Here is a 13,792-nt window from a genome sequence, read left to right on the forward strand (position 1 = left end):
GCGGCGGGAGAGGCCGCCGCCCGCACCGGCCGTCTCGTCCGCCTCGTCCGGATTCCACCGGTCCGGGGCCGGACCGGTGGGCCCCTCAGCCGGTCAGGGCGCGGCGGGCGTGGGCCCGTACGTCGGCGTCGGTGTCGGTCAGGGCGGCGCGCAGCGCCTCGGCGACGCCCGGCCTGGCCGCCCAGGGCGCCAGGGCGAGCACGGCCGCCTTGCGCACGTCGAGGTTGCCGTCGGCCAGGGCGGCGGCGAGCGGGCCGGTGGCCTCGTCGGGGTCGCACGCCCCGAGGCAGCGCGCCGCGCCGACCCGCACCTGCCAGGCGTCGTCCCCCAGCGCCCGTACGGCGTGCGCCGTCAGCGGGGAGCCGGTGGCTCCCGAGGACTCCAGCGCGGCGGCCCTGACGAGCGGGTCGGGGTCGCCGGCGAGCTCCGCCAGCGCCGCCGAGGGCTTGCCGATCGTGCCCAGGCCCGTGGCCACCCGGACGCGGACCTCGCGTGAGGGGTCGCCCGCGGCCGCGGCCACGAGCCCGGACTCGTCCAGCGAGACCAGGCCGCGGATCGCCTCGATCCGCACCCGGTGGTCGCCGTCCCCGATGGCGGCGGCGAAGATCTCCGGCGTGCCCAGGCGCAGCGCGCGCAGGACGTCCAGCGCGGCGCTCCGGACCACCGGGTCGGGGCTGCCCGACTGCGCGGTGAGTCCCGCGGCCAGGCCCGGGGCGGCGGGCAGCACTTCGACCAGTTCCCGCAGGCCGGCCGCGGCGGCGCGCCGTACCGTCCCCCGGTCGTCGGCGAGCGCGGTGACCAGCGCCTCGCCGGTTCCCTCAGGTACGGCCTCGGTGAGCGCCGCGATCGCCGCCCTGCGGACCTTGGGGTCGGGGTCGGCGAGGTAGGGGGCGAACCGGTCCGCGGACGGCTGCTCCTCGGCGAGCCGTTGCAGTTCCAGGATCCGCGGGGAGTGCCCGACCGCCGCCGCCCGCGCCGCGCCGGTCCCGGCGGCACGGCGCACCGCGGCGGTCGTGTGGGCGCCGAGGACCACGGGCTCCCCCGGGACCGGACGGAACTCCTCCACCGGCACCAGGTACGGCTCGACGGGGCGCTTGACGAACTCCATCGCCCCGTCGGGCCGCCTGCGGAGGTTGAGGTGGAACAGCCAGCCGGCGTCGTCCCGCTCCGGCAGGTCGGCCCGCTCGTGGTACAGGCCCCAGCGGCTCTCGGTCCGCACCAGCGAGGAGCGGGCGGCCATCTCCGCGCAGTCGCGGATGAAGTCCACCTCGACGCAGCGCATCAGCTCGTGCGGGGTGCGCGCCCCCATCGCGGCGATCTCGCCGCGCATGCGCTCGAAGGACTCCAGCGCGATGTCCAGCTTGGCGCCGGTCTTGGGCGGGGCGACGTAGTCGTTGACGAACCGGCGCAGCTTGTACTCGACCTGCTGCTGCGGCGGCCCGTCGGGGTTGCGCAGCGGACGGTAGACGAGCTCGTGGGCGGCGGCGACCTGCTCCCCGGGCAGCGTCTCGGGGACGGCGTGGTGCGCGGCGGCGTGCGCCCCGGCGAGGTCGCCGAAGACGAACGCGCCGATCATGTAGTTGTGCGGGACGCAGGCCAGGTCACCGGCCGCGTACAGGCCGGGGACGGTCGTGGCCCCGTTCTCGTCCACCCACACGCCGGAGGCGGAGTGGCCGCCGCACAGGCCGATCTCCGAGATGTGCATCTCGACGTCGTGGGTGCGGTAGTCGTGGCCGCGCCCGGCGTGGAAGGTGCCGCGGGTGGGGCGCTCGGTGGAGTGCAGGATGCCCTCCACCGCGCTGATCGTCTCCTCGGGCAGGTGGGTGAGCTTGAGGTAGATGGGGCCCCGGGCCGAGGCGATCTCGGCGGCCACCTCCGACATCATCTGACCCGACCAGTAGTCGGAGTCGACGAACCGCTCGCCGCGGTTGTTCACCTGGTAGCCGCCGAACGGATTGGCGACGTAGGCGCAGGCGGGACCGTTGTAGTCCTTGATCAGCGGGTTGATCTGGAAGCACTCGATGCCGCTGAGCTCGGCGCCGGCGTGGTAGGCCATGGCGTGACCGTCGCCGGCGTTGGCCGGGTTCTCGTAGGTGCCGTAGAGGTAGCCGCTGGCGGGCAGGCCGAGGCGCCCGCAGGCGCCGGTGGCCAGGACCACCGCTCCGGCCCGGACGGTGACGAACCGCCCGCTGCGGGTGTCGAACCCGGCCACGCCGACGGCCCGGCCGCCGTCGGTCAGAACGCGGACGGGCATGACGCGGTTCTCGATGCGGATCCGTTCCCGCAGGTCGCGGCGGCGCAGCACCCGGTAGAGGACCTTCTTGACGTCCTTGCCCTCGGGCATGGGCAGCACGTAGCTGCCGGAGCGGTGCACGCGGCGGACCGCGTACTCGCCGTACTCGTCCTTCTCGAACTTCACGCCGTAGCGTTCCAGCCTGCGGACCATCTCGTGGCCGCGGGTGGCGGTCTGGTGGACGGTCCGCTGGTTGACGACGCCGTCGTTGGCCCGGGTGATCTCGGCGACGTAGTCCTCGGGGGTGGCCTTGCCGGGGATGACCGCGTTGTTGACGCCGTCCATGCCCATGGCCAGCGCGCCGCTGTGCCGTACGTGGGCCTTCTCCAGCAGCAGGACCCGCGCGCCGCGCTCGGCCGCGGTGATCGCCGCCATCGTGCCGGCGGTCCCGCCGCCGACGACGAGCACCTCGCACTCCAGCTCCAGGCGGTCCTCGATCGGGGGGACGTCCATCAAAGCTCCTTCAGGATGCGGTCGCGCAGTTCGGCGCGGACCGCGTCGTCGAGGGCGGCCGGTCCGGCCGCGGAAGCCGGTTCGCCGCCGGCCGGTGCGTCGTCGCCGTCCGGGCGGCGCGGCACGTCCAGGACGGCCCGCACCCCGGTACGGCCCAGCACCGCCACGCGGTCGGCGAGCAGCAGCGCCTCGTCCACGTCGTGGGTGACGAACACGACCGTCGCGGAGGTGTCGCGCAGCACGTCCAGCAGCAGGCGCTGCATCCCGGCGCGGGTCTGCGCGTCCAGCGCGCCGAACGGCTCGTCCATCAGCACCGCGCGCGGCGCGCCGACCAGGGCGCGGGCCAGCTGCACGCGCTGGCGCATGCCGCCGGACAGCTCCCGGGGCAGGCGGCCGGCGGATCCGGACAACCCGACCCGCTCGATCCACTCCCGTGAGGCGTTCCCGCGCTCGTTCCTGGGGACGCCGCGGATGCCCAGCGGCAGCTCGACGTTGCGCCGGACCGAGCGCCACGGCAGCAGCCCGTCGTCCTGGAAGACCATGGCGCGGTCCGCCGAGGGGCCGGTGACCTGCTCGCCGCCGGCGAGGATGCGTCCCTCGCGCGGTGGCAGCAGGCCCGCCAGGGCGCGCAGCAGCGTCGACTTCCCGGATCCGGAGGCGCCCACGACGACCATGACCTCGCCCGGGGCGACGTCCAGCTCGACGTCGCGCAGCACCGTGTCCGGGCCGTAGCCGAGGGCGACCCGCTCCAGGCGGAACCCCAGGCCCGGGGGACGGGTGGCGGGGCGCGTCGCGGCCCGGCCGGGCCGGCCGGTCTTCCCGGTGAGCGCCGTCATCCGCCGGCTCCTTCCGCGCGGGGCAGCCAGCGGGTGGCCCGCCGGCCGACCAGCTCGACGAGGGCCGAGGTCAGCCAGCCGAGGACGCCGATGGTGACCATGCCGACGATCACCCCGGGGTAGTCGACGACCGTGTAGGCGTGCCAGGTCCGGTAGCCGACCCCGAACTCGCCGGAGATCATCTCCGCGGAGATCACGCAGATCCACGCCACGCCCATGCCGACCGAGAGGCCGCCGAAGACGCCGGGCAGCGCTCCGGGCAGGACGACGTGCCACAGGACGCGACGGCGGCCGCCGCCGAGGGTCCGTACCGCGTCCTCCCAGATCGTCGGCAGCGCCCGTACGGCGTGCCGCGTGCTGACCATGACGGGGAAGAAGGCCGCGGTGAAGGTGATGAAGACGATCCCCTGCTCATCGGCGGGGAAGAGCAGGATCGCGATCGGCACCAGGGCGATGGCGGGGATCGGCCGGACCGCCTCCAGCGGCGGCAGCAGCACGTCGGCGGCGCGGCGGGAGCGGGCGGCCACGACCCCCACCGCGACGCCGGCGAGCGCGGCGAGTATGAAGCCGGTGAGGATGCGGACGAGGCTCTGGGCCAGGTCGAGATAGTAGACGGGGGTCGCCAGCCGTTCGGCGAACCGCCCGGCGATCTCGCCGAGCGAGGGCAGGCGGTCGAACCTCAGCCACAGGCGGGCGTCGGTGACGGTGAGCACCTGCCAGAGACCGGCCGCCACGAGCAGGGAGACGGCCCTGGTCGCCCAGCGGACGGCGGTGCCGGACGCGGTGGGAGCCCTGGGTCCCGGGGGGGCGGACACGGCGGAACCCTCGGGGACGGACGCGCCGGACGCGCCGGGAGCCTCGGGGACCACCGCGCCGGGAGCCTCGGGAAGGGCGGAGACGGCTGGGGTGTCGGCGGTCCCGGGGGCGGCGGCCCTGGGCGCGCTCCGGGTGCCGGTCACCGGGAGCCTCCTTCCGCGCCGGCGGCCTTGACGGCGTCGTCGTAGGAGACGGTCTCCGCCCCGGGGTGGGCGGCGCGGTAGGCGTCGGCGCCGTCCTGGGTGGTGAAGGGGAGGAACCGGGCGTTCTTCGCGGCGCTCGGGTCCCTGACCCAGACGGACCGGTCGGCGAACCAGCGGGTGCCCGTCGCGGCGTCGGGGACGTACGCGGCACGGACGGCGGGGCCGCCCCCGGCGCCCCCGGCATCCCCGGCGCCTTCCGCTCCCTCCCCGTCCTTCGCGCCCTTGACGCCCTTGACACCCTTGACGCCCGCCTCGGCGATCTGGCGGAGCAGGCAGGCGGGCGTCGCCGCGGGCCGGGTGGTGGCCTCGCCGGCGAACCACAGCTCCGACGCCGTCGCCGGGTCGTCCACCGGAACGCCGCAGACGGGGTCGGTGCCGGAGATCCGGGCGGGGTTGGCGGTGGAGGCCGCGTCGGTGTCGTAGGCCGGGCCGTACGCCTTGCGCAGGTAGGTGTCGTCGGTGAACGCGGCGACGTCCACCCCGGTGAACCCGTCGCCGATGCGCCTGAGGTAGGGCACGTCGTGCTCGTGGGCGGCCCGCAGCGGCGGCTTGAGCGTGACGTCGAAGGTGGAGATGCCGCCGGGGCCGTTGTAGAGGTAGACGACCTCGGGGGGCAGTCCCGTCGCCTCCGCCACGCTCCCGGCCGCCTGGAGGGGGTGTTCGTGCAGGTAGCGGGTGGCGTCGATCTGCGCCTTCAGGAACGCGTCGGCCACCTCGGGGTGCTCGCGGGCGTACGCCTCACGGAGCACGACGCCGTGGAAGGTGGGCACGTTCAGGGCCGCGCCGTCGTAGAGCAGCCGGCCCTTGTCCTGGAAGACCAGCAGGCCGGGCCAGGCGACGAACTGCGCGTACGCCTGGACGCCGCCGGACTCCAGGGCCGAGGCGCCGACCGGGGGCTGCTGGTTGACGACCTCGACGTCGTCCGCCGGGTCGAGTCCCGCCTTCTCCAGCGCCTGGACGAGGGTGCCGTGCCCGGCGGAGCCGACGCTGGCGGAGATCCTCCTCCCTCTGAGGTCGGCCAGCCTCCTCGCGGGAGAGTCCTTGGGGACCACGACCATGTTGAGCGCGCCGCGCAGGTTGTAGCCGGTGATCGAGACCAGTCTGGTGCGGGCCTCCTCGATGTCCCGGGTGCGGGAGGCGTTGATCAGCAGGGGGTAGTCGCCCATCGAGCCGATGTCGATCTTCCCCGCCACCATCTCGGCGGTGATCGGGGCGCCGGTGTCGTAGTCGCGCCACTCGACGGCGTATTCGCCGCCGAGCCGCTTCTCCAGATAGCCGAGGGAGCGCAGCAGCGTCCCCGCGGTCACCGTGTTGATCGTCTTGGATTGGTAGCCGATGACGAGCCGGGTCTTCGCGCCGCCCTCGCCGCCGCCGGCGGCGGTCCCGGGGGCTCCGGCGGCTCCGGCGACCGAGCAGCCCGGCACGGCGAGCATCAGGGCGGCCAGCACGGCCGCGCGGAGGGGTCGCATGTCCTTGTGATCCTTCATCGCAGCAGGTAGGGGATGTCGATGGTGACCGCGTCCACGGGGCAGCGGGCGGCGCACGGGCCGCAGTACCAGCACTCGTCGACGTGCATGTACGCCTTGCCGGTCTCGTCGTCGATGGCGAGCGAGTCGAGCGGGCACGCCTCGACGCAGAGCGTGCAGCCGGTGATGCACAGCGCCTGGTCGATGGTCACGGGGACCTCGGCGCGCTGGTTGATCAGGGGCATGTGTCCTCCTCCGGGGCGCGGCGCAGGTGGCCGCGCATGGTCAGGCGGTCTCCCCGGAAGCGGACGAACTCCAGGTCGACCGGGCGCCCGTCGGCCAGGTGGGTGAGCCGCTCGACCATGAGCAGGGCGGCTCCGCGCGGGGCGTCGAGCACGGCCGCGGTGTGGGCGTCGGCGTTGACGGCCTCCACGGTCAGTTCGGCCTCGCCGAGCGGCTGCCCGGCGATCCGTTCCAGCAGCACGAAGACGTCGTTGCGCTCCAGGTCCGCGTCGAACAGGGGCTCGCCGACGTCGCGGACGAGGTAGGTCAGGTCGAGCGAGAGCGGCAGCCCGTTCAGGCGGCGCAGCCGTTCGAGGTAGACGACGGGCTCCCCGGCGGCCAGTCCGAGCCGCCGCCCGACCGCCGCGGGCGGCTCGATGAGGCCCATGGTCCGGACCTCGTTGCTCACCCGGCCGTGCTCGTGGAGCGTCTCGGCGAGGCCGAGCAGCCGGTGCAGGCCGTGCGGGTACTTCTCTGCGGCGACCGTGGTGCCCACGCCGGGGCAGCGCTCGATGAGGCCCTCCTCGCGCAGCAGGTCCAGCGCCTCGCGCACGGTGTTGCGGGAGGCGCCGAACTCCCGGGCGAGTGCGGTCTCCAGCGGCAGCCGCTCGCCGTACCCGCCGTGCACGATCTCGCGCCGGAGCAGGTCGGCCACCTGCCTGGCGCGGTCGGCCCTGCGCCGCGCGCCGGCCGGGACGGGTCCGGCCGCCGTCGTCTCCATGCCGCCTCCAGACGTCGTCGTGCTCTGACGCCGAGAATCCTACTAAATGAGTAGGGAAAATGGTGTAACGGGGAGATTGCGCCACCCCCGGTGCCCGCACCCCCCTTTCCACCTGCGCTTCCGCCACGGACCCGGCCCGTTCCGCCAGCCGGAGCGGACGATCGCGACCTCTAAAACCCTAATTACCTACCAATTAGATTGACTTTCTCCGGCGGGCGTCCTACGTTCGAGACGTGACGAACCCGGTTCCGCTGACCACCCGCGGCCACGTGGACCTCTGCCGCGTGGCCAGCGCGCTCTGTCGCCCCTTCCAGCGCTGACCCCACCCGGACACGTCCCTGGAAGGAACCCGAACCATGTCCTCTCTCCTCATCACCCCCGTCGCGGGCCGCATCGGCGCCGAGGTCTCCGGCGTACGGCTCGGCGGCGACCTGCCCGGCGAGGTCGTCGCAGAGATCCGCCTGGCCCTGCTCACCCACAAGGTGATCTTCTTCCGCGGTCAGGACCACCTCGACGAGCAGGGCCAGATCGCGTTCGCCCGGCTGCTCGGCGAGCCGACCACCGCCCACCCGACCGTGCCGTCCCTGGACGGCAGCGCCCACGTCCTCGACCTCGACTACACCAACGGCCACAAGGTCGACCGCTGGCACACCGACGTCACCTTCGTCGACCGCCCGCCGGCGGCCTCGGTGCTGCGGGCGATCACCGTGCCCCCGGCCGGCGGCGACACCCTGTGGGCCAACACCGTCACCGCCTACGAGCACCTGCCCACCGAACTGCGCGAGCTGCTGGAGAGGCTGCGCGCCGTCCACACCAACCAGTACGACTACGCCCGGATCGCCACCGCCGATGACCCCGAGCGGACCCGCGCCTACGCCGAGGTGTTCGCCTCCACGGTCTTCGAGACCGAGCACCCCGTCGTACGGGTCCACCCCGAGACCGGCGAGCGGTCCATCCTCCTCGGGGACTTCGCCCGGCGGCTGACCGGCCTGACGAGCCAGGCGTCGGACGCGCTCGTCCGGCTGCTCCAGGACCAGGTCACGCAGGTGGAGAACACCGTGCGCTGGCGGTGGGCCGAAGGCGACGTCGCCGTGTGGGACAACCGCGCGACCCAGCACCGGGTCGTGCACGACTTCGGCGACCGGCCACGCCGCCTGCACCGCGTCACGATCGCCGGGGACATCCCCGTCGGGGTGGACGGCCGGCCCAGCACGGCGCTGACCGGCGACGCCGCCGCCTACTCCCCCGTGGCCGTCCCCGCGGCCGCCTGAGACGCCCGGCCCGCCGGGCCGGCCTTTGAAAGTTACAGGAGTTCTACGCCGGAACAGCAGGTCACAGCGGTCCCGGCGGCCGGTCGCTTCCGGCCGCCGGGACCGCGCCCCTACGATCCGCTCAACCGACGGCGGAGGGGACGATGACGCGGAGGAACGCCTTCTCGGCGATGCTGGCGGCGCTGGCCGGAGCGGTGATGTTCATGGCCGCGGCGTTCGCGGCCTCCGCGCCCGCGGACGCCGCGGCCACCAGGATCATGCCGCTCGGCGACTCGATCACCGGCTCCCCCGGCTGCTGGCGGGCCCTGCTCTGGAACAGGCTGCAGAGCGGCGGGTACACCGACATCGACTTCGTGGGCACGCTGCCGCCGCAGGGCTGCTCGGTGGCCCACGACGGCGACAACGAGGGGCACGGCGGCTACCTGGCGACCAACATCGCGAACCAGAACCTGCTGCCCGGCTGGCTGGAGGCCACCAGGCCCGACGTCGTGATGATGCACCTCGGCACCAACGACGTGTGGAGCGGCATCGCCCCCGCGACGATCCTCGACGCGTTCACCAGGCTGGTGGGCCAGATGCGGGCCGCCAACCCCGGCATGAGGATCCTGGTCGCCAAGATCATTCCGATGAACCCGTCCTCCTGCGCCGAGTGCGGGCAGCGGGCGGTGAACTTCAACAACGCCATCCCCGCCTGGGCGGCGGCCACCTCCACCGCGCGGTCGCCGATCGTCGTCGTGGACCAGTGGACGGGCTTCGACACGGCCACCGACACCTACGACGGCGTGCACCCGAACGCCACGGGCGACCGCAAGATGTCCGACCGGTGGTATCCGGCGCTCACCGGCCTGCTGGACGGCGTCCGCCCGAGCCCCACCCCCTCGATCACGCCGACCCCCACCGTCACTCCCACCGTCACCCCCACGGCCACTCCCACCGTCCCGGCGGGCGGCTGCTCGGCCACGTTCAGGAACACCAACCAGTGGGCGGACGGCTTCCAGGGCGAGGTCACGGTCAGGAACACCGGAACCGCCGCGATCCGCTCCTGGACGGTGCGGTGGACCTTCGCCGACGGCCAGCGGATCACCCAGGTCTGGAACGGCGAGCTCTCCGCGAACGGCTCCGCGGTGACCGTACGGAGCCTCTCCTGGAACGGCGAGCTCTCCGCGGGCGCCTCGACCGCCTTCGGCTTCCTGGCCTCGTGGAACGGCGTGAACACCGCGCCGGTCCTCACCTGCTCGGCGGCCTGACCGCCCGGACCGCCGTCCTCCGAGGGGCACCGGAGCGCCGGTGTCCTCGGAGGACGCCGGATCCGGGTCCTCCGGCCGTCAGGCCGGGTCGAACGTCACGACCCGGGGCTCACCCGCCGCCAGGCGCAGCTCGTCGGGCCCCGTCACGCCCGCGGGGAGGGCCAGGGCGACGACGCGGTCCCGTCCGGCGGTGAAGGACGCCCGCCGGAGGAGGCCGCCGGACCATTCGAGGTCCACGAGGACCGGACCCCGGGCGCGCAGGCCCGTCACCGCGCCCGCCGGCCAGCCCGGCGGGAGGGCGGGCAGCAGCCGCAGCGTCCCGGTGTGACTCTGCAGCAGCATCTCGGCCACGCCCGCGGTGAATCCGAGGTTGCCGTCGATCTGGAAGATCCGCGGGGGGTGCAGGCCCATGAGGTTGGCGGCGGTGTGCTCGCGCAGCGCCTCGCGGACGGCCGTCTCCGCCGCCGCGCCGTCGCGCAGCCGGGCCCACAGGCAGATCGTCCAGGCGCGGCTCCAGCCGGTGCCGCCGCCACCGGCCGCGAGCCGGGCCTCCAGCGACCGCCGGGCCGCCGCGGCGAGCTCCGGCGTGCCGTCCACGTCGATCTCGCCGCCGGGGAACAGCCCGTAGAGGTGGGACAGGTGGCGGTGGCCCGGCTCGTGCTCGGTGAACGGCCGCGACCACTCCAGCAGGCGGCCGTCCGCGCCGATCACGGGGCCGCGCACCCGGGCGAGCGCGTCGCGCAGCCGCCCGGCGAACCCCGCGTCACCGGCCCGTACGGCCAGCCCGGCCGCGGTGCGGAACAGCTCGCGGATCAGCCACACGTCCATGGTGGCGATGACGTCGACCGACACGTGCTCGCCGCGGGCGTCGAGGAAGGAGTTCTCCGGCGAGGTGGACGGCGCGGTGACCAGACGCCCCGCGCCGTCCTCGACGAGCCGGCCGAGCACGAACTCCGCGGCCCCCCGCACCACCGGCCACGCCCGCGTCATCCGGAAGCCGTCGTCGCCGGCGAAGTCGGCGTGCTCGGTCAGATGCCTGACCAGCCAGGCCCCGGCCATCGGCCACATCGACCACATCGCCTCGCCGGGCATCGCCCAGCTCGCCCGCCAGAGGTCCGCGTTGTGGTGGGCGACCCAGCCTTCGCCGCCGTAGACCTCACGGGCGGTGCGCGCGCCGGAGCAGGCCAGTTCCTCCACCAGGTCGGCCAGCGGCAGGTGGCACTCGGGCAGGTTCGTGGTCTCGGCGGGCCAGTAGTTCATCTGGACGTTGATGTTGGTGGTGTAGTCGCAGCTCCAGGGGGGCCGCACGTCCTCGTTCCAGATGCCCTGGAGGTTGGCGGCCTGCGTGCCGGGCCGGGAGGAGGCGATCAGGAGGTAGCGGCCGTAGGCGAACAGCAGCGCGGCGAGCCCGGGGTCGTCGGCGCCGGCACGGACCGCGGCCACCCGTTCGTCGGTGGGCCGCTCGTCACCCGGCCGCTCGTCACCCGGCCGCTCGTCGCCCGGCCACGCACCGGTGGGCCGCCCGCCGTCCGGCAGGGGCGCACGGGTGCCGTCCCCCGCCTCCCTCCTCTCCGGAGCCTCGTCGTCCCCTGCCTCCGGCCGCCGCTCCCCCGTCTCCGGCCGCCGCTCCGGCGCCTCGCCGAGGCGCAGGCTCACCCGCGAGAACAGCCCGGCATGGTCGGCGACGTGCCGCGCGACCAGTTCGCCGGCCCCGTACGGCTCCGCCGCGCCGATCGTGGCCAGGCACCGCTCCAGCGGCTCTCCCCGGTCGTCCCCCGGCTCCCGGTCCCAGCCGCGGAACGAGGTCTCGGCGGCCAGCGCCAGGGTGAGCGATGTGGCCCCCTCCACGGTCAGTGTCCCGCCTGCGGCGCGCACCGTCCCTCCGTCGGCCCATGCCCGTACGGCGACCGCGAGGAGCATGCCCTCACCGGCGCGGTAGACGACGGGCTCGGGGACCGGCCGGTGCGGTTCGACATGGGCGGGCGCGCGGGCGGTCAGCGTCAGCGTGCGCGCGTCGGGGTGGCCCGTCTCGGCCTCCGCGTGCGGAGTGCGCAGCCCGGCCCGCAACCCGAGGGGGGAGGAGGAGGTCAGCCGTACCAGGAGGAGCCCGTCGGGCGCCGAGGCGAGCACCTCGGTGGTGACGCCGTCGGCGGAGGTGACCGCGACCGCGCGGTCGAGGTCGAGCTCCCGGTGGTACTCCCCACACGGCTCGTCTCCCCCCGGATCCCCCTTCCCCGGATCCCCTCCACCGGTCCCATAGGTCAGCAGGAGATCGCCGAGGGGCTGGTAGGACTCGCTCTCCGGCCCCTGGAGCCTCCGTACGGCCTCCTCCGCCGCCCGGCGGTCGTCCTCGTCGAGCAGGAGGCGGCGGATCTCCGCGAGGATCCCGGGACCGTCGCTCACCCCGGCCCCGTGCGGCCCGCCCGACCACAGCGTGTCGACGTTGAGCGCGATGCGCTCCCGCCGCGGGCCGCCGAACACCATGGCCCCGAGACGGCCGTTGCCGACGGGCAGGGCCTCCATCCAGTTCCTGGCCGGACGCGGATACCAGAGCCTCAGGGTCATGTCTCTCCTCCGGGAGCCTGCATCGGGCCACGGCGGTTCATCCGATGAACACCGCGGTCACCCGGAGAATCCTGCCGGATGAGCCGGAACGCACCTGCAAGTGATCCTCAAACCCCGTGCAAGTTGGAGCCCCTACCTTCGGGGTGTGTCCAGAAGACTGATCCTCGGCGGCGCCGCGATCGCGGTGAGCGCCACGCTGCTGCTCCCCGCCGCCCCGGCCTCCGCCCGTACGGCCGGCGCCACCCCCGCCGCCTCCACCGTGAGCACCGCCGCGACCGCCCCGGCCACCACGCGGGTGATCACTGCCGGGGCGGCGGCCACCGCGACCTCCGCGACCTCCGCCCCGGCCCCGGCGACCGTGGCCAGGAAACTGTTCCGCGCCTGGCTGCGCGCCGACCGCGGGGCCGCGGCCCGGGTCGCCACGCCGTCCGCGGTGCGCGCGATCTTCTCCTACCGCTACCGTGCCCCGGACGAGTTCGCCGGGTGCCGGGGCGCCGCGTGCCGCTTCGTCCACACCAGCGTGCGTGTGCGGGGCGGCCTCAACGGCGTCCTCATGGTCGTCTCCGGCTCGAAGGTCACCAGGGTGTACACCTCGCGGCTGCTCACCAAGCCCTCGGCCGCCGCCGGGCACCTCTTCTCGGCCTGGCGGCACGGTGACCGGAACGCCGGACTGGAGGTCGCCACCACCGCGGCGGTCGGCAGGCTGTTCCGGACCGCGTACGACCCGCGCGGCGTCCGCCACATCTTCCAGGGATGCACGCCGGAGCCCCGGGGGCACGCCTGCGCCTACTCCTACGAAGGCGGCGCCATGGTGATGCACACGCGCGGCTCGGCCGCCGGCGGCTACGAGGTCCACTCCATCGGCTACATCGCCGACTGAACCGCCCGCGGGCCCCCTCCGCCGCCCCGCGGCCGGACGCCCCCGCGGTCCCGGCCGGCCGTCGCCCCCGCGGGCGTGCGACCGGCCGGGGTGTCAGCCGGTCAGCGGTTGGTCCACAGGTGCCAGAGCCAGTCGCCCTCGGAACAGGTGTAGGTCTCCCAGTGGCCCCGGTCTATCCCGCCCTGGCCGGCCGCCACGCAGGCGGAGTGGGTCCAGTACCAGTCGCGGTACACGTCGTTGCTCGCGGCCGACCGCGGGGCCGTGTCGGCGAGCGCGGGGGCGCAGAGCAGGGCGGTCGTCACGAGGGCCGCGGCTCCGGCCTTGAACACCGATCTGATCATGATGGTCCTCTCTCGGAAGGATGCATGACGATCACAGTATGACACCGAATCATTACTCTCCGCATGCACGTCGATCACCCGCCGGGCGACCGGAGGAACGAGTCCGGGAGGCGGCCCGCAAGGCGACAGCCTTAAAACGGACATTTAATGATAAAAGCGGATTTGATCATAAAACCGGGCGGCGAAGAACAGGCGGTGGACCGGTCGGCGTCATGTCCGCCGACCGCCGTCGCGATGGTTACCGGTGCGTAGAGTCACCGGCAACGAGCGCCATTTACCACCTGACATTCATGACTTTTCTAGGAAAAGTCAGTAAGTATCACTAGAAAACTCGACACCCCGTGCGATCAGTAAGTCACACCGTGAAATTCTCCGGTGAATGACCTTACGGAGTGTTACTTTTCGCGAGCAAGGCGGA

Annotated in this window: 12 protein-coding genes; 4 read left to right on the forward strand and 8 right to left on the reverse strand. The window is 73.9% G+C overall.

Features of this window, described 5'->3' with window-relative positions; translation table 11 throughout:
* Positions 1-85: 85 nt before the first annotated feature.
* Genes ACFYSC_RS21460 through ACFYSC_RS21485 form a run of 6 tightly spaced genes read right to left on the reverse strand, consistent with a single transcriptional unit; the run spans position 86 to position 7,070 of the window.
* Positions 86-2,746, reverse strand: coding sequence for a fumarate reductase/succinate dehydrogenase flavoprotein subunit (locus ACFYSC_RS21460; RefSeq protein WP_389964245.1), 2,661 nt, complete (start codon positions 2,744-2,746; stop codon positions 86-88).
* Positions 2,746-3,582, reverse strand: a complete 837-nt coding sequence (locus ACFYSC_RS21465; protein ID WP_389964248.1) for an ABC transporter ATP-binding protein — start codon at positions 3,580-3,582, stop codon at positions 2,746-2,748. The genes ACFYSC_RS21460 and ACFYSC_RS21465 overlap by 1 nt, the downstream gene beginning before the upstream one ends.
* On the reverse strand, positions 3,579-4,541 hold the full coding sequence (locus tag ACFYSC_RS21470) for an ABC transporter permease subunit (protein WP_389964251.1): 963 nt from the start codon (positions 4,539-4,541) through the stop codon (positions 3,579-3,581). The genes ACFYSC_RS21465 and ACFYSC_RS21470 overlap by 4 nt, the downstream gene beginning before the upstream one ends.
* Positions 4,538-6,070, reverse strand: a complete 1,533-nt coding sequence (locus tag ACFYSC_RS21475) for an ABC transporter substrate-binding protein (RefSeq protein ID WP_389964254.1) — start codon at positions 6,068-6,070, stop codon at positions 4,538-4,540. Before ACFYSC_RS21475 ends, ACFYSC_RS21470 begins: the two co-directional genes overlap by 4 nt.
* 14 nt (positions 6,071-6,084) lie before the next feature.
* Positions 6,085-6,312, reverse strand: coding sequence for a ferredoxin family protein (locus ACFYSC_RS21480; protein ID WP_389964257.1), 228 nt, complete (start codon positions 6,310-6,312; stop codon positions 6,085-6,087).
* Positions 6,303-7,070 (reverse strand): GntR family transcriptional regulator, encoded by a 768-nt coding sequence (locus ACFYSC_RS21485; protein WP_389964260.1) that lies wholly within the window; start codon positions 7,068-7,070, stop codon positions 6,303-6,305. The genes ACFYSC_RS21480 and ACFYSC_RS21485 overlap by 10 nt, the downstream gene beginning before the upstream one ends.
* 233 nt (positions 7,071-7,303) lie before the next feature.
* Between ACFYSC_RS21485 and ACFYSC_RS21490 the strand changes: the two genes are divergently transcribed.
* The 3 genes from ACFYSC_RS21490 to ACFYSC_RS21500 all read left to right on the forward strand — a co-directional run bounded on the left by ACFYSC_RS21490 (position 7,304) and on the right by ACFYSC_RS21500 (position 9,588).
* Positions 7,304-7,390, forward strand: coding sequence for a putative leader peptide (locus ACFYSC_RS21490; protein WP_389964480.1), 87 nt, complete (start codon positions 7,304-7,306; stop codon positions 7,388-7,390).
* A 36-nt stretch (positions 7,391-7,426) separates the two neighbouring features.
* The gene (locus ACFYSC_RS21495; protein ID WP_389964263.1) at positions 7,427-8,341 is read left to right on the forward strand and encodes a TauD/TfdA dioxygenase family protein; all 915 of its coding nucleotides are present in this window, start codon (positions 7,427-7,429) and stop codon (positions 8,339-8,341) included.
* A 143-nt stretch (positions 8,342-8,484) separates the two neighbouring features.
* Positions 8,485-9,588, forward strand: coding sequence for a cellulose binding domain-containing protein (locus ACFYSC_RS21500; RefSeq protein ID WP_389964266.1), 1,104 nt, complete (start codon positions 8,485-8,487; stop codon positions 9,586-9,588).
* A gap of 78 nt (positions 9,589-9,666) precedes the next feature.
* On the opposite strand, the gene ACFYSC_RS21505 is transcribed toward ACFYSC_RS21500, so the two are convergent.
* Positions 9,667-12,153, reverse strand: a complete 2,487-nt coding sequence (locus tag ACFYSC_RS21505) for a glycoside hydrolase N-terminal domain-containing protein (protein ID WP_389964269.1) — start codon at positions 12,151-12,153, stop codon at positions 9,667-9,669.
* A 145-nt stretch (positions 12,154-12,298) separates the two neighbouring features.
* Here ACFYSC_RS21505 and ACFYSC_RS21510 point away from each other — a divergent pair, with 145 nt between their 5' ends.
* Entirely contained in the window at positions 12,299-13,033 is a 735-nt protein-coding gene (locus tag ACFYSC_RS21510) for a hypothetical protein (RefSeq protein WP_389964272.1), read from the forward strand.
* A gap of 101 nt (positions 13,034-13,134) precedes the next feature.
* Here the strand turns inward: ACFYSC_RS21510 and ACFYSC_RS21515 are convergent, their stop codons facing one another.
* Positions 13,135-13,374, reverse strand: coding sequence for a hypothetical protein (locus ACFYSC_RS21515; RefSeq protein WP_389964275.1), 240 nt, complete (start codon positions 13,372-13,374; stop codon positions 13,135-13,137).
* Positions 13,375-13,792 lie beyond the last annotated feature (418 nt).

The sequence above is a fragment of the Streptosporangium sp. NPDC004379 genome, assembly GCF_042873875.1.
In the GTDB taxonomy this organism is placed as follows: Bacteria; Actinomycetota; Actinomycetes; order Streptosporangiales; family Streptosporangiaceae; genus Streptosporangium.